The 17357-nt window shown below is 74.5% G+C and carries 16 protein-coding genes; 6 read left to right on the top strand and 10 right to left on the bottom strand.

Translation table 11 applies throughout. The features are described 5' to 3' along the window. Positions 1-8: 8 nt before the first annotated feature. Together ACSMHG_RS05110 and ACSMHG_RS05105 are read right to left on the bottom strand one after the other, a co-directional pair. The gene (locus ACSMHG_RS05110) at positions 9-188 is read right to left on the bottom strand and encodes a hypothetical protein (protein ID WP_435742351.1); all 180 of its coding nucleotides are present in this window, start codon (positions 186-188) and stop codon (positions 9-11) included. Next, complete coding sequence (locus tag ACSMHG_RS05105) at positions 185-2017, bottom strand: hypothetical protein (RefSeq protein ID WP_435742350.1); 1833 nt, start codon at positions 2015-2017, stop codon at positions 185-187. The genes ACSMHG_RS05110 and ACSMHG_RS05105 overlap by 4 nt, the downstream gene beginning before the upstream one ends. Positions 2018-2070: 53 nt before the next feature. Here ACSMHG_RS05105 and ACSMHG_RS05100 point away from each other — a divergent pair, with 53 nt between their 5' ends. Further along, positions 2071-2859, top strand: a complete 789-nt coding sequence (locus tag ACSMHG_RS05100; RefSeq protein ID WP_435742349.1) for a MerR family transcriptional regulator — start codon at positions 2071-2073, stop codon at positions 2857-2859. Positions 2860-2871: 12 nt separating this feature from the next. Here ACSMHG_RS05100 and ACSMHG_RS05095 read toward each other — a convergent pair whose 3' ends face one another. Next, the gene (locus tag ACSMHG_RS05095; RefSeq protein ID WP_435742348.1) at positions 2872-3180 is read right to left on the bottom strand and encodes an STAS domain-containing protein; all 309 of its coding nucleotides are present in this window, start codon (positions 3178-3180) and stop codon (positions 2872-2874) included. Positions 3181-3229: 49 nt separating this feature from the next. Next, on the bottom strand, positions 3230-3616 hold the full coding sequence (locus ACSMHG_RS05090) for a hypothetical protein (protein WP_435742347.1): 387 nt from the start codon (positions 3614-3616) through the stop codon (positions 3230-3232). Between the two features lie 61 nt (positions 3617-3677). Between ACSMHG_RS05090 and ACSMHG_RS05085 the strand changes: the two genes are divergently transcribed. Both ACSMHG_RS05085 and ACSMHG_RS05080 read left to right on the top strand, forming a co-directional pair. Further along, entirely contained in the window at positions 3678-4322 is a 645-nt protein-coding gene (locus ACSMHG_RS05085; RefSeq protein WP_435742346.1) for an SGNH/GDSL hydrolase family protein, read from the top strand. Then, the gene (locus tag ACSMHG_RS05080; protein ID WP_435742345.1) at positions 4319-5110 is read left to right on the top strand and encodes an SDR family oxidoreductase; all 792 of its coding nucleotides are present in this window, start codon (positions 4319-4321) and stop codon (positions 5108-5110) included. The genes ACSMHG_RS05085 and ACSMHG_RS05080 overlap by 4 nt, the downstream gene beginning before the upstream one ends. Before the next feature lie 12 nt (positions 5111-5122). Here ACSMHG_RS05080 and ACSMHG_RS05075 read toward each other — a convergent pair whose 3' ends face one another. Next, positions 5123-5710, bottom strand: a complete 588-nt coding sequence (locus ACSMHG_RS05075; protein ID WP_435742344.1) for a hypothetical protein — start codon at positions 5708-5710, stop codon at positions 5123-5125. 85 nt (positions 5711-5795) lie between these two features. On the opposite strand from ACSMHG_RS05075, the gene ACSMHG_RS05070 reads away from it, so the two are divergent. Together ACSMHG_RS05070 and ACSMHG_RS05065 are read left to right on the top strand one after the other, a co-directional pair. Next, positions 5796-8963: a hybrid sensor histidine kinase/response regulator gene (locus tag ACSMHG_RS05070; protein WP_435742343.1), complete on the top strand. Its 3168-nt coding sequence runs from the start codon at positions 5796-5798 to the stop codon at positions 8961-8963. 11 nt (positions 8964-8974) lie between these two features. Then, entirely contained in the window at positions 8975-10276 is a 1302-nt protein-coding gene (locus tag ACSMHG_RS05065; RefSeq protein WP_435742342.1) for a hypothetical protein, read from the top strand. Positions 10277-10327: 51 nt separating this feature from the next. Here ACSMHG_RS05065 and ACSMHG_RS05060 read toward each other — a convergent pair whose 3' ends face one another. The 3 genes from ACSMHG_RS05060 to purF form a co-directional block, all read right to left on the bottom strand. Continuing rightward, positions 10328-10516: a DUF3073 domain-containing protein gene (locus tag ACSMHG_RS05060; protein WP_435742340.1), complete on the bottom strand. Its 189-nt coding sequence runs from the start codon at positions 10514-10516 to the stop codon at positions 10328-10330. Positions 10517-10684: 168 nt separating this feature from the next. Beyond that, positions 10685-11794 (bottom strand): phosphoribosylformylglycinamidine cyclo-ligase, encoded by a 1110-nt coding sequence (gene purM / locus ACSMHG_RS05055; protein ID WP_435742339.1) that lies wholly within the window; start codon positions 11792-11794, stop codon positions 10685-10687. Positions 11795-11804: 10 nt separating this feature from the next. Beyond that, entirely contained in the window at positions 11805-13373 is a 1569-nt protein-coding gene (gene purF, locus ACSMHG_RS05050) for an amidophosphoribosyltransferase (protein ID WP_435742338.1), read from the bottom strand. A 167-nt stretch (positions 13374-13540) separates the two neighbouring features. On the opposite strand from purF, the gene ACSMHG_RS05045 reads away from it, so the two are divergent. Then, positions 13541-15334: a sensor histidine kinase gene (locus tag ACSMHG_RS05045; protein WP_435742337.1), complete on the top strand. Its 1794-nt coding sequence runs from the start codon at positions 13541-13543 to the stop codon at positions 15332-15334. A 130-nt stretch (positions 15335-15464) separates the two neighbouring features. Here the strand turns inward: ACSMHG_RS05045 and ACSMHG_RS05040 are convergent, their stop codons facing one another. Beyond that, a complete protein-coding gene (locus ACSMHG_RS05040) occupies positions 15465-16826 on the bottom strand; it encodes a dipeptidase (RefSeq protein WP_435742336.1) in 1362 nt (453 codons plus the stop codon). A gap of 51 nt (positions 16827-16877) precedes the next feature. Continuing rightward, positions 16878-17246 carry a sterol carrier family protein gene (locus tag ACSMHG_RS05035; RefSeq protein ID WP_435742335.1) on the bottom strand — a complete coding sequence of 123 codons (369 nt, stop codon included), beginning with the start codon at positions 17244-17246 and terminating at the stop codon, positions 16878-16880. Positions 17247-17357 lie beyond the last annotated feature (111 nt).

Genomic DNA, 17357 nt, shown 5'->3' with positions numbered 1-17357 from the left:
CCGTATCGTCACCCGCCCTCGTGGAGCCCCGAGGAGGAGCCGTCGCCCTCCGCCCCGTCCTCCCCGCGCCAGCGCAGGTAGACCACGGTCAGCACCGCGACCAGCAGCGGGCCGAGCGCGAGCACGAGGACCAGGAAGCCCTCCGCGCCGTGCAGCGAGCCGAGGTGGAGGGCGGTCGGCGCCCTCACACGGACACCGGCGTCCTGCTCTCGGGTACGTCGGGGCGCGCGGCGCGGGCGTACCGGTTGACCCCCCAACCCAGCCCGAGCACGAGCGCGAGCGAGCAGAGGAGCACCACCAGGCCGGCGGCCAGCCACAGCCACCCGGGCACGTCGTCGTCGAGCTCGCGCTGGAGCAGCAGCTTCTCCTCGTCGAAGGCGCGGGTGGCGTCGGTCATCGGGATCTCGGGCTCACCGAGCGCCGTGTCCTCCGGCAGGTAGAGCGGCATCGCGCTCAGGTCGCGCCCGTCGTGCAACCGCACCATGGTCTTCCAGGTGCCGGCGGCCGGCACCGGCTCGGTGGTGCGCCACCGACCCTGGCCGACCCCCTCGAGGTGGTGCACGACCAGCCCGGCGCTCTCCTGCCCGCCCTGCCAGGCGGTGACGGTCAGCCAGGCGGGCTCCCCGTCGAGCGCCGAGGGGTCGTCGAGCGTGACCTCCAGGTCGACCTCCCGGCCGTCCGCGCCGGTCGACTCGCCGGTGACCCGGATGTCGGCCTCCAGGTCGCTGGGGTGGGTGGCGACGACGCCGTTGGTCGCGGCGGCCGCGATGGCGACCAGGGCCAGCGCGAAGAGCAGCCGCGGCCGGACGCTGGCGGGCAGGTCGCGCCGGAGGCCGCGGACCAGCAGCCCGCCGAGGAGCCCGGCCGCCGCGCCGGCGACCGTGGCCATCGCGACCCCCTCGACGACGACGTCGGAGGTCCACGGGAGCGGGAAGGCCACCTGCGTCCAGGCGTGCTCCGCGGCGTAGCCGACCGTCCCGATCAGCACGCCGCTCACCACCCCGGCCACCAGCGGCCGGCGCGCGAGGACGAGGGCGACGGCCTCGACGAGCAGCGCCTCGACGACGTAGAGCGGGACGGCCGCCCACAGCTCACCGAGGACCGGTCCGACGACGACGCTGACGCCGCCGCGGACCACGAGGTAGAAGGCGACCGCCGCGAGGGCCGCGCCGCGGCCGATCCACAGGCGGGCGACGACCAGGCTGAACGCCGCGGCCAGGGCGATGAGGAACGGCTGGAGCACCAGGCGGAACTGCGGCACGCCGAAGTCGAACTCGGCCTGGAAGACGCTCATCCCGATGAGCAGGCCGCCCACCAGGCAGCTACGCAGGACGTACGTCGGGACGCCCGACCGGCCGCCGACCGCCGTCCGGCCCTCCTCGAAGAGGACGGCCATCGCGACCAGCGAGAGGCCGGCTCCGCCGATCAGCATGAGGTGCGTGGGCCCCCACAGCGTGACGTCCTGGCCGAAGATCCGGTGCCACACGTCGTCGAGGGGAAACCCGAGCAGCGCGTAGGTGCCGGCGCCGGTGAGCAGCAGGCCGCCCGCCGGCGCGTCCCAGCCGGGCGCGAGCCGGACCGCGGAGGGCCCGACCTCGCCCTTCCGTGGCAGCGCGCACGCGAGCACACCCGCGGCGGAGATGCCGAAGAGCCCGAAGAGGATCGGGTAGTGCGCCGGGTTGGCCAGCGGCCCCTCGTCGCGGCCGATGCCGATGTGCAGCGCGATGTCCCAGTACATCCCCAGCAGGGCGGTGACCAGGGAGATCATCGCGACCATCAGCGGCAGCTGCGCCCAGGGGGCGAGGGTGCCGAAGAACCGCGACCGCTCCATCCACCGCAGCAACCGGTCGAGGGCGCGCAGCCGGCCCGACCGGTGGGCGAGGACGACCACCGCCAGGACGACCGTCATGCCGAGGGCGAGGCCGGACGCGATCGCGACCTCGCCGAGGGCGGCGGCTCCGGCAGGGCGGTCCTCGACGGCGCTGAGCAACCGGCTGGACGAACGAGAGAACGACATGGATCTATGTAACATTGTTCGATGTCACATAGGCAAGGGTTACGCTCGTCACCGTGGTGGCGGACAACGGGGAGGGTCATGCCTCGGAGGACCCGGCCGACCTCTTCGTGATCGAGGAGCTCGCCCGGCGGACCGGCGTCTCGGTCCGGTCGCTGCGCAACTACCAGTCCCGCAAGTTGCTGCCGCCGCCGGAGCTGCGCGGCCGGACCGGCTACTACGGCGCCGCGCACGTCGAGCGGGTCCGGCTGGTGCACCAGCTGCGGTCGGCCGGCCTGAAGCTCGACGGCATCGCCCGCATGCTCGACTCCGACACGTCCGCGGACGACCAGCTCCTCGCCTTCACCGAGCAGGCTCGTGGGATGTTCACCGGCCCCGAGCCGGTGCTCACCCCGCTCGCCGAGCTCGTCGACCGCTTCGGGATCGAGGGCGAGGAGTCGCTGGAGGTCCTCGACACCGCGGTCCGGCTCGGCCTGGTGCGGGAGGCCCCTGCGGACGCGGCAGGGCAGGACCGCGAGCCGATGGTCGAGGTCGTGTCCCCCGCGATCCTCGCGGCCGGGCAGGAGGCGATGCGGCTGCTCGACCTCGACGCGACCGAGGCGCTGGACCTGCTCGAGCGGTTGCGCCGCCACGCCGACGGTGTCGCCCGGTTGTACGTCGGCCTCTTCGTCGAACGGGTCTGGCAACCGTTCGTCGACGCGGGCAAGCCGGCCGTCGACTGGCCCGACGTCGAGCAGGCCCTCGACCAGCTGCGCCAGCTGGCCACGCGCGCGCTGGTCAGCACGTTCGACCTGGCGATGGTCTCCCGGGTCGACCGGGTCCTCGGCGAGCCGCTGCTGCGCTGACCGGGGCCGGCCTCAGCGCGTCGGGTCGTGCTCGATGCCCATCAGCGCGAAGACCCGGGCCGGAAGCGTCCCCGGCTCGGCCACCAGGGTGAGCAACCCCCCGGCCCGGACCGCCGCTCCCTGCGCACCCACCAGCGCACCGATGCCGGCACTGGGCAGGAAGTCCACCTCGCTGACGTCGACCCAGACCATCCGGCCACGGTGCGCCGCGACGAAGTCCGCGAGCCGCTCACGCAGCACGGGGACCACGTCCTCGTCGACGCTGCCGACCACTCGCAGCACGTCGCCGCGTGCGGTGCACTCGAGCGCCCTGGCGTCCACAGCCGCAGCGTAGGAGGGGGACGGCCTCCCGTGCACGGAAGAGGACCGCTCAGCCCGCGTGTCGCTCGCGGGCCACGGGCAGGCGTGGCACGCCCCCGAGCCCCAGGCGGTACCGCACGTGCTCCGCGTGCCGCCTCAGCGCCTCCCAGAGCGCCGCGTGCGCCGACCAGGGCAGCGGCTCGTCCCCGTCGTACCAGCTCCCCCCGAACGCCACCCAGACCGGCGTCCACTCCCTCGCCACGTCCCACTCGCCGCGGCGGGCCTCGACCAGCCGGCGACGGACCTGGAAGGCCATCCGCGGGCCGTCCGCCACGATCGGCGAGGTGGCCACCGGCCAGACCCACAGGTCGAGCGCCATCAGGTCCAGCTCGAGCTCGCGCAGCGCCACCGGGTCGACCAGGACGGTCGCCACGTTCTCGTGGGGCGGGCGCCTCATGCGCCGCACCCTAGGCCGCTCCAGGCGCCGCGGACAGACCCGAAGGGGTACCGGCGCCGGCATGACGAGCCCCGACCCGACGACGCGGCCGCCCCGACAGCCGATCTCCCTGGTGGTCCTCGGCGACTCGATCGCCTGGGGCCAGGGCGCCAGCAGGCCGGCCGACCGGCTGGCGCCGCGACTGGTGGTGGGCCTGGCCGAGCACGGGGTCGAGGCGCGGGCCGAGGTGCTCGCCGTCCCGGGCGCCCGCAGCGCGGACCTGCGCCCCCAGGTCGACCGCGCACTGACGCTGCGGCCGGACCTGGCCGTGGTCGTCATCGGCGCCAACGACGTCACCCACCAGGTGCCACCGGAGCAGGCCGCGGCCGACCTCGCCGACGCCGTACGCCGGCTCCGCTCGGCCGGCGCCGAGGTCGTCGTCGCCGCCGCTCCGGACCTCAGTGCGGTGCCGCACGTCCCGCCGGCCCTGCGCGGCCCGGTGCGAGCCGCCAGCGACCGCCTCCGCCGGCTGCAGGAGGAGATGGTCCGGGCCCACGGCGGCCGCGTCGCCGATCCGGAGCACCGGGGCTCCGACGCCTTCGGGCGGGACCCCTCCCTCTTCTCGGCCGACCGGTTCCACCCGTCCTCGGCCGGGTACGCCGTGATCGCGGCCGCACTGCTGCCGGAGGTCGTGTCGGCCGCGCGCCTGGGTACCGACGCCGCATGACCAACATCCCCCGCCTCGCCATCGTCACCGGTGCCGATTCCGGCATCGGGCGCGCCACCGCCGAGCTCCTCGCCGTCGAGGGCTGGGACATCGGCCTGACCTGCCACACCGACGTCGAGGGCGCCCAGGGGACGGCGCGCGCGATCGAGGCCCGCGGCCAGCGCGCGTTCGTCGAGCCCTACGACGCCTCCTCCGACGACGCCGGGCAGGTGGTCGACCGCCTCGTCGAGCAGCTCGGCGGGCTCGGCGCGCTCGTCAACGTCGCCGGGACCGGCCACAGCAGCCGGGTGCTCGACACCGACCTCGACACCTGGCGGCGCGTCCTGGCCACCGACCTGGACGGGCCGTTCCTCACCTGCCGTGCCGCCGCCCGGCACCTGGTCGACGCGGGCCAGGGCGGGCGGATCGTCAACGTCACGAGCGTCCACGAGCACCTCCCCCGGCTCGGCGCGGCGGCCTACTGCGCTGCCAAGGCCGGTCTCGGCGCCCTGACCCAGGTCCTCGCGCTCGAGCTCGGCGAGCACGGGATCACGGTGAACTCCGTCGCCCCGGGCGAGATCTCCACGGAGATGACCGGGCAGGACACCGAGGAGGCCTACCACCAGCAGCGGCCGGGCAACCCGCTCGGCCGTCCCGGCCACGTCAACGAGGTCGCGTCGGTCATCGGGTTCCTGTGCTCGCCACGGGCGGCCTACGTCACCGGCAGCAGCTACGTCGTCGACGGCGGCCTCTCCCAGATGGCCGCGCACGGCCACGACCAGGCGGGCGACGCCTGGCGCTCGCTGTGACCGCCCCCCGGCTCACCGCGTCCGCCGCCTCCGCGTGAGGACCAGGACGACGCCCAGCACCACCGCGGCCGCGGCACCCACCACGGCCGCGGTGGCCAGCGTCCCGTCCTGCTCCGCCGACGCACCGGCGTCGGCGTTCCCGCCGCCCGTCTCCGCCCCCGCCGGGGGTCGCCCGGGGCCGGTGACGGCCTCGACGTCGGCGACGTACGACGGCCCGGCCCGGGACGTGCCGCCGCACAGGCTCGCCCGCCCGTCGGTGGCGAAGACGACGTACCGCTCACCCTCGGCCAGCCGTCCCAACCCGCAGGAGGCGCCGGACGCGCCGGAGCGGACGACGGCCCGCTCCCCCGGGTCGCCCTCGAGGACGCTGTCGACGACGAACTCGTACGTCACCCGACGGCCGTCGTCCCGCTGCTCCTGGAGCACACCGGTGAAGACCGTGTCGGCCATCTCGACGTGCTCGGCCGCGCCGATCACCGCGCACGAGCACGCAGCAGCCGGTGCCGCGGCACCCACGACGACGGCCACCGAGGCCGCGATCGAGGCCAGCAGACCGAACCAACAGGCGAGGACGGCACGCGCCGCACGTGCAAGGCTCATGCTTGCTACGACGCGACCAGGACGGGCGCGGTTCCGACCAGCACGATGACCACGCACGAGCACCACGGGGGGTGAGCAGCAGGCCATGGAGCAGGTTCCGGAGGAGGTCGTGCGCGCCGTCGTGGGCACGGCCACCGACGGGCTGTGCCTCGTCGACGCCTCGGGTGCCGTCCGGTGGGCCAACTCCCCCTTCGCCGAGACGGTGGGCCGATCCGTCGAGGAGCTCCTCGGCCGACCGTGGACCGACCTGCTCCCCGACGGCACCGGGCCGGCGCTGCGGGCGACCGGCCCGGACCCGCGCACCCGGCTACGGCACGCGGACGGCCGCCTCGTGCCGGCCCTGGTGACCACCACGCAGCTGCCGGACGGCCTCGGCGACGGCTGGCGGTGGCTGGTGCGCAGCACCCCGGACCCCGACCGGGACGCGGTCGTCGAGCAGCTGCGCGCCCGCGAGGGACAGCTGGCCGCCGCGCAGGAGATCGCCCGGCTCGGCAGCTGGGTGTGGGACCCCGTCGCCGACGTCGCGGAGTGGTCGGAGGAGATGTACCGCATCGCGGGCCGGTCGCCGGCGGAGTGGACACCCACGTTGCAGGCGCTGCTCGAGATCGTGCACCCCGACGACCGGGAGCCGGTCGGGCACGCGCTCCGGGCGGCGATCGAGGACGGCGACACCGTCTCCTTCGACACCCGGGTCGTGAGGCCGGACGGAACGGTCCGGTGGGCGCGCTGCATGGGCCGGGGGCAGCGCGGCTCCGACGGGCGGTACGTCGTCAGCGGCACCGCCCAGGACGTCACCGAGCTGAAGCTCGCCGACGAGGAGGCCTCGGAGGCGAACCGCCGGCTGCTCCTGCTGCAGCGGATGGCCGCGGCCGCCAACCAGGCCAGCACCCTGGGTGAGGCGATCGGTGTCGCGGCGGACATCCTGCCCGCGACCTCGAGCGGGTGGACACCGGTCGCCGTGCAGGTGCCCGACGCTGCCGGCCGGCTGCGCACGCTGATCGACTTCGACACCCCGGTCGGGCCCCAGCGCGAGGCGGCCGAGCACGCGCGCGCCACCGGCACGATCCACGTGCAGCCGGCACCCGGCGACCTCGCGGACACCCACAGCCTGATCCACGTCCCGGTGGCCGCTCGCGGCGAGGTCGTCTGCGTGATCTGCGTGCTGGCCGACGAGGCACCCCCGGACGAGCACGCCCGCCTGCTGGTCGAGCAGGTCGCCAACCAGCTCGGCGTCGTCGCCGAGCGGGAGCTCACCGCCGCCGAGCTGGCCGAGGCACGCGACCAGGCGATGGAGGCCTCCCGGCTCAAGTCGGAGTTCCTCGCCACCATGAGCCACGAGATCCGCACCCCCATGAACGGCGTCATCGGCCTGACCGACCTGCTGCGCCGCACCCCGCTCGACGACCACCAGCAGCGCCTCGTCGACGGTCTCCAAGGGGCGGGCCTGACCCTGATGGCGATCATCAACGACATCCTCGACCTCTCGAAGATCGAGGCGGGGAAGCTCGAGCTCGAGACGGCCGACTTCGACGTGCGGTCGGTCCTCGACCAGACGGCGGCGGTGCTCGGCCCGCGCGCGCACGAGAAGGGGCTCGAGCTGGTCGTGGCCTGCCACCCGCACGTGCCCGCGGTCGTCCGCGGCGACGCGGTCCGGTTCGGCCAGGTGATCGCCAACCTGACGTCGAACGCCGTGAAGTTCACCGACCGCGGCGAGGTGCTCGTCCACGCCGCGGTCGCCGAGCGCACCGAGGCCGGGATCGTGCTCCAGGTCGAGGTCAGCGACACCGGCGTCGGCATCGGGGTCGAGAGCCGGGCGCAGCTCTTCGAGGCCTTCACGCAGGCCGATCCCTCGACCACCCGTCGGCACGGCGGCACAGGCCTCGGGCTGGCGATCAGCCGGCAGCTGGTGCACGCGCTGGGCGGCGACATCTCGGTCGACAGCGAACCCGGCCGGGGCAGCACCTTCACCTTCACCGCACGGTTCGCCACTGCGGCCGACCCGACGCCGGGGCGGCGGGCGCGGCGCGCCCAGCACCTCGCCGGACGCCGCGTGCTCGTGGTCGACGACAACGAGACCAACCGCTTCATCATCGACGAGCAGCTGACCGCGTGGCAGGCCCGCCCGGTCGCGGTCGCCTCCGCCGAGGAGGCGGTGGCCACGCTCCGCGAGGCCGCGCGGAACGGCAACCCCTTCGACGTCGCCCTCCTCGACCTGGTCATGCCGGGCGCCGACGGCCTGGAGCTGGCCCGCCGCATCCGCGACGACGAGTCCGTCCCGCGCCTGCGCCTGGTCCTGCTCTCCTCCGACCAGGCCGTCGGTGCCTCGCGGGCCCGCGAGGCCGGCTTCGACGCCACGCTGGGCAAGCCCGTGCGCCACGCGGAGCTGCACGAGGTGCTCCTCTCGGTCCTCGGGGACGAGGAGCAGGAACCGGTGGTGCGCCCCGTCTTCGCCGAGCGGGCGCTGGGCCTGCGGGTGCTGGTCGTCGAGGACAACCCGGTCAACCAGCTGGTCGCGACCGGAATCCTGGAGAGCCGCGGCTACGAGGTCGACGTCGCCTCCGACGGCGAGGAGGCCGTCGACCGGTTGACCGGCGACCACGGGTACGCCGCCGTGCTGATGGACTGCCGGATGCCGCGGATGGACGGCTTCGACGCCACCCGGGCCGTCCGACGCCGCGAGCCCTCCGGCCGCCGGGTCCCCATCGTGGCGATGACCGCGTCGGCGCTCGAGGGCGAGCGGGAGCGTTGCCTGGCCGCCGGGATGGACGACTTCCTCACCAAGCCGGTCGACCCCGCCGACCTCGACACGGTGCTGCGCCGCTGGACCCGGCCGAGTGCGCGGCAGCCGAGGCCGGCGGTCGGCGCCGTGGCCACCCCCGACCCGACCCCAGCGCCCGGCGCGACCTCCCCGGTGCTGGACCAGGAACGCGTCGACATGCTCGACGAGCTGCACAAGGACGGCGTCAGCTTCTTCGTCCGTACCGCCACCTCGTTCCTCGGCCGGGTGGACGGCCAGGTCCAGGCCATCAAGGGCGCCGCCGCGGCCGGCGACGCCAACCTGGCCTGCACCTCCAGCCACCTGCTCAAGGGGAGCGCGCTGAACCTCGGGCTCCCCCGCGTCGCCGAGGTCGCCCAGCGGCTGGAGGACCGCACCGAGGGCGGCACCACGGCCGACCTGGACCCGATGCTCGCCGAGCTGGACCGGGAGGTCGCGCGCGCGGTGGCCGCCCTGCGTGCGGCTGTGGGCGGGTAGGCACCGGCGCGATGCTGACCCCGGTGCTGCCCGCCTTCGAGGTGGTCGCCCGGCATCGACCGGTCGACCTGGTCCGGCCCTGGGCGACGCCGCGCGCGACCGTCGTGGCGCCGTACGTCGCCCTGGAGGGGGCGCCGGGCGACGCGCTGGCGATGTCGGCCGGAGCAGTCCGGCTGCGCGCGTCGTACGACGGCGTGGCCCGCCTGGAGGTGACCGCGGGCGGCACGACGACCCGCCACCGATCCCGGCGCCACGGGCGGGGGCGGGCGCCGGTCGACCGGATCGGCATGGCGCTCACCGGCACCCACCTCAGTGTGCTCGTGCGGGAGCGCGGGTCCTGGGCCGTCCGCGGCCGGGTGGACCTGACCGACCGGCTCGACACCCACGACGAGGAGTGGCTCGCCGGGCTGGTCGGCGACGGGTCCGGCGACGCCTGGGGCGGCTTCGGGCAGCTCGGACTGCGCGACCTGCGCCTGGTCACCTGCGCCGACGGCACGGCGTACCGGCCGGGAGGCGCTGGGACGCCCTTCCACCTGACGGCCACGAGCGCCGGACCGGGCTTCTTCGACACCGCGCACACGTCGGTGTGGTCCCTGGACCCGACGACCCTGGCGCTCACGCACACGGGCGACCTCTTCTTCCGCCGACCCGGCGGCCGCCCCCGGGTGCTCGGCGACCATGCGACGCACCTCGTCCGCGACGGGGACCGTTGGCTGGTCGCCACGAGCACGTGGGGCGACTTCGACCGCCGTCGGGCGGTCGGCGTGACCCTCGCCCGTTCCCGGGAGGACCTCCTGCGCGGCACCCACGTGCTCGACGCCGGTCCTCTCCACCTGCCGACCGACGGCCTGGCGTCCGTCGGCGTGTGGGACCCGCACCTGGTCCGCACCGGACCCGGCGAGTGGCTCGTCGGGTTCGTCAACGCGCGGCGGTACTTCGAGTTCCACCCGGCGCTCGCCGGAGGGCCGGACCTCGAGCAGCTCCGGCTCCTCGGGTCCGATCCGCGGCGACGCGCCACCGAGGGCACCACGCTGCTGCGGCACGGCCACGAGTGGTGGCTGCTCGCGAGCGACCAGCGCGAGCGCAGCTACCCGGCCCACCCGGTGTCACCGGGCGAGCACGGGCCACTGCGCCGTACGGCGCGCCTGGACGCGCCGTACCTCTCGAACATCCCGTGGCCGACGCTCGTCCCCCTCGCGCAGGGCGAGGGAGGCGGTTGGCTCCTGGTCACCTTCGACGGCACGGGGGCCGGCGGTCGGTTGCCCGGGTACGGCACCCACGGCGACGTCGTCGTGATGCGGTCAGTGGCCTAGGCCACCGTCACACCGCTCCACAGCGCTGCTGACCCAGCGTCCTGCGCTGGGTCAATCGCGGTGGGGTTCGACGACGTCCGCCCACTTCTCGAGGATCTCCGGATCCACCTCGGTCTCCTGGTGGTCCGTCTCACCGCCGTGCAGCTCCTGCGCCAGCTTCCCGAAGTCCGTCTCGTGAGTCCGGTACTTCAGGTCGCGGGCGACCTTCGTCTGCTTGGCCTTCGCTCGGCCGCGCCCCATAGGGTCAGCCCCCTCGCAACTTGGCCGGGGCACAGTGGCTCCCGGGCTGTCCTCAGAAATTCTCCGTGGCGACAACGCTACCTGCTGGCTGGCTGTTCCCGCACGTCCGGGGGGACGAATCGCCGGGGCCGCCACCCGCGAGGCGTCGGCGAGGCACCGGCGACCGGCTCACCAGCCGGGGTGCTGGCCCGTGAGCCGGACGCTGCCGCCCGGCTGGCCGTCCCCGGCGTCGCCGCGCACCTCGCCGGCGACCCAGGCGCGGATGCCGTGCCCCTCGAGGACGCGGACCGCCTCGTCGACGTCACCCGGCGGGAGCAGGGCGACCATGCCGACGCCGCAGTTGAGGGTCATCTCGAGGTCGTGCTGGGAGACGTCCCCGACCTTGCGGACGAGATCGAAGATCGGTTGGGGCGTCCACGTCGACCGGTCGACGGTGGCCACCAGCTCCACCGGCATCACCCGCTCGAGGTTGGCCGCGAGACCACCTCCGGTGACGTGGGACATCGCGTGCACGCCCGTGCGGTCCGCCAGCTCCAAGCAGGCCTTGGCGTAGATCCGGGTCGGCGTGAGCAGCTCCTCGCCCAGCGACCGGCCCAGCTCGGGGACGTTGCGGTCCAGCGCCCAGCCGGCGCCGCCGTGGTCGCCGGAGCCCAGCAGCACGTGCCGGACGAGCGAGTAGCCGTTGGAGTGCAGGCCGCTGGCCGCCATGGCCAGGACGACGTCGCCCGGGCGCACCCGGCCGGGGCCCAGGAGGCGGTCCGCCTCGACCACGCCGGTCGTCGCCCCCGCGACGTCGTACTCCTCCGGGCCCAGCAGGCCGGGGTGCTCGGCCGTCTCGCCGCCGATCAGGGCGCACCCGGCCACCTGGCACGCCTCGGCGATGCCCTTGACGATCGCGGCGATGCGCTCGGGGACGACGCGGCCGGTGGCGATGTAGTCGGTCATGAACAGCGGCTCGGCCCCGCAGACGACCAGGTCGTCGACGACCATGCCGACGAGGTCGAAGCCGATGGTGTCGTGGACGTCCATCGCCTGCGCGATCGCGACCTTGGTGCCGACGCCGTCGGTGGAGGTCGCCAGCAGCGGCTGCTTGTAGCGGGTCAGGGCGCTGGCGTCGAAGAGCCCGGCGAAGCCGCCGAGCCCACCGATCACCTCGGGCCGGCTGGCCTTGGCGACCCAGCCCTTCATCAGCTCGATGGCGGTGTCCGCGGCCTCGATGTTGACGCCGGCCTCGGCGTAGGCGTTCTGGGGCTCGACGGCGTCTCGGGGCTCGCTCACAGGAGCATCCTCACGGGTTGTTGAGCACGGGCAGCGCCTTGCCCATGGTGGGAGACGTCAAGGTGGCCTCGAGCAGGTGCTTGCCGAGCAGCGACTCGTCGGGCAGCGCCACGGGGTACTCGCCGGTGAAGCACGCCTGGCACAGCGAGGTCGCCGGCTGGCCGGTCGACTCGACCATGCCCTCGAGCGAGATGTAGCCGAGGCTGTCGGCCCCGACGCTGGCCGCGATCTCGTCGACGTCGAGGCCGTTGGCGATGAGCTCGGCGCGGGTGGCGAAGTCGATGCCGTAGAAGCACGGCCACTTCACGGGAGGGCTGGAGATCCGCACGTGCACCTCCAGGGCGCCGGCCTCGCGCAGCATGCGCACCTGGGCCCGCTGGGTGTTGCCGCGGACGATCGAGTCGTCGACCACCACGATCCGCTTGCCGCGGATCATGTGCTCCAGCGCGTTGAGCTTCAGGCGGATGCCGAGCTGGCGGAGGGTCTGGCTGGGCTGGATGAAGGTGCGCCCGACGTAGGCGTTCTTCACGAAACCCTGGCCGAAGGGGATGCCGCTCTCCTGGGCGTAGCCGGACGCGGCCGGCGTACCGGACTCCGGCACCGGCATCACCAGGTCCGCCTCGACCGGGAACTCCCGGGCCAGCCGCCGGCCCATCTCGACCCGGGCCTCGTGGACGTTGCGCCCGCTGATGGTGGCGTCGGGGCGGGCGAGGTAGACGTACTCGAAGACGCAGCCCTTGCGCGCGGGCTCGGCGAACTTGTGGGAGCGCAGCCCCTGGTCGTCGATGACCAGCATCTCGCCGGGCTCGACCTCACGGACGACGCTCGCGCCGACCGTGGCGAGCGCCGCGTCCTCCGACGCGACGACCCACCCGCGGTCGAGGCGCCCGAGCACGAGCGGACGGATGCCCTGCGGGTCGCGCGCGGCGTACAGCGTGTCCTCGTTCATCCACACGAAGCAGAACGCGCCGCGCAGCGTCGGCAGCACCTCGAGGGCGCGCTGCTCCAGCGTCGTGTCGGGGTGGTGGGCCAGCAGGGCCGTGACCAGGCCGGTGTCGTTCGTCGAGGACTCGACCGGCCGGGTGTGCAGCTCCAGCTGGTCATCGGGTCCGGGCAGCGCCTCGACCGCCTCGCGGAGCTCGTGGGTGTTGATCAGGTTGCCGTTGTGGCCCAGGGCGATGGAGCCGTCGGCGGTCGGCCGGAACGTCGGCTGGGCGTTCTGCCACGTCGAGGCGCCGGTCGTGGAGTAGCGCGAGTGGCCGATCGCGACGTGGCCGCGCAACGACTCCAGCGTCGTCTCGTCGAAGACCTGGGAAACCAGGCCCATGTCCTTGTAGACGAGGATCTGCCGGCCGTTGCTGACCGCGATCCCGGCCGACTCCTGGCCGCGGTGCTGGAGCGCGTACAGGCCGAAGTAGGTGAGCTTGGCGACGTCCTCCCCCGGCGCCCACACGCCGAAGACCCCGCACGCGTCCTGGGGGCCGGCCTCCTGGGGGTCGAGCGCAGCGGTGAGCCGGCCGTCACCGCCCCGCCGTGAGCTGCCACTGCGGGAGCTGCCACTGCTGCTGAGGTAGGGCACGTCCCGATCGTACCGGCGGGGCGCATGCGGCACCGCTTCGCCGAGGGCACCACCCCCTCGGGCGTCCCGGCGGACCGATCGGATGGTCTCCGGCCGATCGCCGGACCCCGGCGGGTCGGGCTCCGTATCGTGGCGCTCATCCCCCCTCGCGCCACCCAGGAGAGCCGATGAGCCGAGGCACCGCCGCAGCCCCGGACCCGGCACACGCCACCCGGCCCGTGGGGCTTCCCGCCATCACCGCGGAGACCCAGGAGTCGCTGCAGCTCATCGCGGAGGGGATCACGGTCGTCGCCGGCTTCGGCGTCGGGGCGATCGGCATCGTCCGCGACGAGCGCCTGGAGATCGTCGCGGTGGCCGGCGACGAGGACGCCCGTGCCTTCCTGACCGGCCGCCGCACGCCGCTGCACCTGATCACCGCCGAGCTCGAGGTCGCCGAGGACTGGGGCCCGCTGAAGTTCGTCCCGCACGAGCGGCTGCTGCCCGGCACCGAGGAGTGGGCGTGGGTGCCGCCGAGCGTCGTCCCCGACGACGACCCCGAAGCCTGGCACCCGCTGGACATGCTCACCGCGCCGCTGCGCGACCCCGACGGCGTCATGCGCGGTCTCGTCTCGTTCGACGTGCCCGACGACGGCCGTCGCCCGGACGCCCGCCGGCGCCGACTGCTGGAGCGGTACGCCGACCAGGCCGCGCGGGCGATCCTGCTGGAGCTCGAGCGCGAGGAGCTGGCCGCCCAGGTCCGGCTCGCGGACACCGCCCGCCGCGTCGTCCGCGGCGCGTCCCGGCAGCGCTCGCTGGCCCGCATCCTCGAGGAGTCCAACGAGGCGCTGGTCGAGGGCTTCCGCGCCCTCGGCATGTGGATCCAGACCTTCGACGAGGACGGCCTGGGCACCGGCAGCACCTGGGCGGCCGACGGCAGCACCGTGGTGCTCCCCCAGGGGATCGTCGCGATCGCGGAGGTCTCGGCCCGCCAGGCCTGGGCGGCCCAGCAGACCGTCGTCGTCGCCCGCGGCCGGCTCCGCGATGGCCTGACCGAGGACGAGCGGGCACAGATCGTCGACTTCCTCGACACCATCGACGTCGGGTCGATCCTCTTCGTCCCGCTCGGCGTGGGTCCCGACTGCCTCGGCAACCTCGTGCTCACCCGTGGCCACGCCGACGCGGCCTGGACCGAGACCGAGGCCAGCGCCGCCCTCGACATCGGCCGCGACCTCGGCACCGCCATCTCGAACGTGCGCGCCTTCGAGCGCGAGCACCGCCTGGTGGAGGAGCTGCAGGCCCTCGACCAGTACAAGGGCCAGCTGATCGCGACCGTCGCCCACGAGCTGAAGAACCCGTTGACCTCCGTCGTCGGCTACCTCGAGATGCTGGAGGACGAGGAGGTCGACACCGCGGTGCGGGCGGCTCTCGCCGCCATCGATCGCGGCGCTCGCCGGATGGTGCGGGTCATCGACGACCTGCTGCTGCTCTCGAAGGTCGACGACGCGAGCACGCCGCTCGCCGTGCGGCCGGTGGACCTGCGCACGGTCGCGGAGGACGTCGTCGACCTGGTCGGCATGACCGCCCGCAAGCGCGACCTGACCGTGCGGGTCGACGCCCCGGCGTACCCGGTGCTCGCCCTCGGCGACCCCGACCAGCTCGACCGCCTGCTGGCGAACCTGGTGAGCAACGCGGTCAAGTACACCGAGGCCGGGCGGATCGTCACCGTCAGCCTGGCCCGCGAGGGCGACGAGGCGGTGCTCACCTGCACCGACGAGGGCTTCGGGATCAGCGCCGAGGACCAGGAGCGGCTCTTCCAGGAGTTCTTCCGCTCCACCAACCCGGCTGCGGTCGCACAGCCGGGCACCGGCCTCGGGCTCGCGATCGTGGCGCGGATCGTCGACCGCCACGGCGGGCGGATCGAGGTGGAGTCCGAGCTCGGCGTCGGCAGCGCCTTCCGCGTGCGGCTCCCGGCCGCGGGGTGACCGGAGTCGCCGACCGACCGGCTCGGCGCATCCCGCAGGCGCTCTCTTCGATGACCTCCCGGATGCGGACGTAGGCCGCCCCGGCAGGGTGGATGGGACGGAACCGGGGCGGGGCGTGCGCTCCCCCGGGTCAGCCCGGCATGGCCCCCAACCGGTCCAGCAGCAGCGTCTCGGCCAGCACCACGCGCTCGAACTCGGCGAGGTGGAGCCCCTCGTTCGCCCCGTGCGCCCGGGTGTCCGGGTCCTCCACGCCGGTCACCAGGACGCTGGCCCGCGGGAAGGCGTCGAGGAACTCGGCGATGAAGGGGATCGACCCGCCGACGCCCATGTCGACCGGCGCCGTGCCGTCCCACGCCTCGGCGAACGCCTCGCGCGCGGCGTCGTACGCCGGCCCGGTCGCGTCGATCTGGGTGGCCTCGCCGGTGTCGACGACCGTGACGGTCAGCTGGGCGCCCCACGGCACGTGCGCCTCCAGGTGGGCGCGCAGGCACGCGACGGCGTTCTCGGTGGTGTCGCCCGGAGCCACGCGCATGCTGATCTTCGCCCGGGCGGCGGGCACCAGCGTGTTGCTGGCGCCGTCGACCTTGGGCGCGTCCAGGCCGGTGATGGAGAGCGACGGCTTGGTCCACAGCCGCTCGACGGCCGAGCCGCTGCCGATCCAGTGCACCTCCGGGAGCGCGCCGGACTCGGCCCGGAGCCGCTCCTCGGGGTAGTCGACGTCGGCCGCCGGACCGCTGTGCAACCCGGCGATCGCGACGTTGCCCTCGTCGTCGTGGAGCGAGGCGATCAGGCGGGAGAGAGCCATCAGCGAGTCCGGGACCAGACCGCCCCACATGCCGGAGTGGACGGCGTGGGTGAGGGTGCGGACCTCGACGTCGGCGCGGACCAGCCCACGGAGGCTGGTGGTGAGCGCAGGCTCGCCGATGTCCCAGTTGCCGGAGTCGGCGATGACGATGACGTCGGAGCGCAGCCGGTCCTGGTGCTCGCGCAGCAGCGCGGGGAGGGTCTCGGAGCCGATCTCCTCCTCGCCCTCGATGAACATCGTGACACTCACCGGCAGCTCGTCGCCGAAGACCCGCAGGGCTCCCAGGTGGGCCGCGATGCCGGCCTTGTCGTCGGCGGCGCCGCGGGCGTAGAGGCGGCCGTCGCGCTCGGTGGGCTCGAACGGGGGCGAGTCCCAGTCGGCGTGGTCGTTCTCCGGCTGGACGTCGTGGTGGGCGTAGAGGAGCACGGTGGGCGCGCCCTCCGGCCCGGCCTTGTGCGCGATGACCGCCGGTGCGCCACCTCCGGCGCGCACGATGTCGACGGTCGAGAAGCCCTCCGCCCGGAAGAGCTCGGCCACCGCCTCGGCGCTCCGCTCGACCTCGGCGGCCCGGGCGGGGTCGGCGCTCACCGACTCGATGCGGACCAGGTCCTCGAGGTCCTGCCTGAGGCGCGGGAGGACCTCGGTGACCTTGCTGCGGAGCTCGTCGGAGGTGGGGCGGCGTGTCATGCCCCCACGCTAGCCACCCCACTGGCCACCCGCCGCTGGTCACCCCCGGGCTCACCCCAGCGGGAGGTACGGCGAGAGGTCGGCCCGCTCGCCGCTGGCGCGGAGACGTCCGGCGGCCTCGGCCTCGCGCCACGCCAGCTCGCCGGTCGCGAGCGCGACGAGCGTGGCCGCGTCGGTCTCCACGACCGCCGGCGGCGTGCCGCGGGTGTGCCGCACGCCCGGCACCACCTGCACCGCGGCGTACGGCGGGACCCGGACCTCGACCGAGCGCCCGGGCGCGCGGGCCTCGAGCACGGCGAGGTAGTGCTTGACCAGCAGCCGGAGGTCGTCCTTCTCCCCGCGGCCGTCGGTGTCCGCGCGGACGCGGGCCAGCGCGGCGGCGACGTCGGCCGGGTCGGCGGGGCGGAGTCGGGCGGGCACAGACGAGAGGGTACGGACGAGCGGGCACGACCCGGGACGCACCCGCGTGGGGACTCCCGCCCGCGGCGCCCACTGTGACACCAGACCACCGACCATTGTGCCGGACGTCAC

It is taken from the genome of Nocardioides ureilyticus (assembly GCF_051280745.1).
Lineage (GTDB): Bacteria > Actinomycetota > Actinomycetes > Propionibacteriales > Nocardioidaceae > Nocardioides.
Note: the sequence above shows the minus strand (reverse complement) of the source record. Positions and strands in the feature narration are given on the sequence as shown.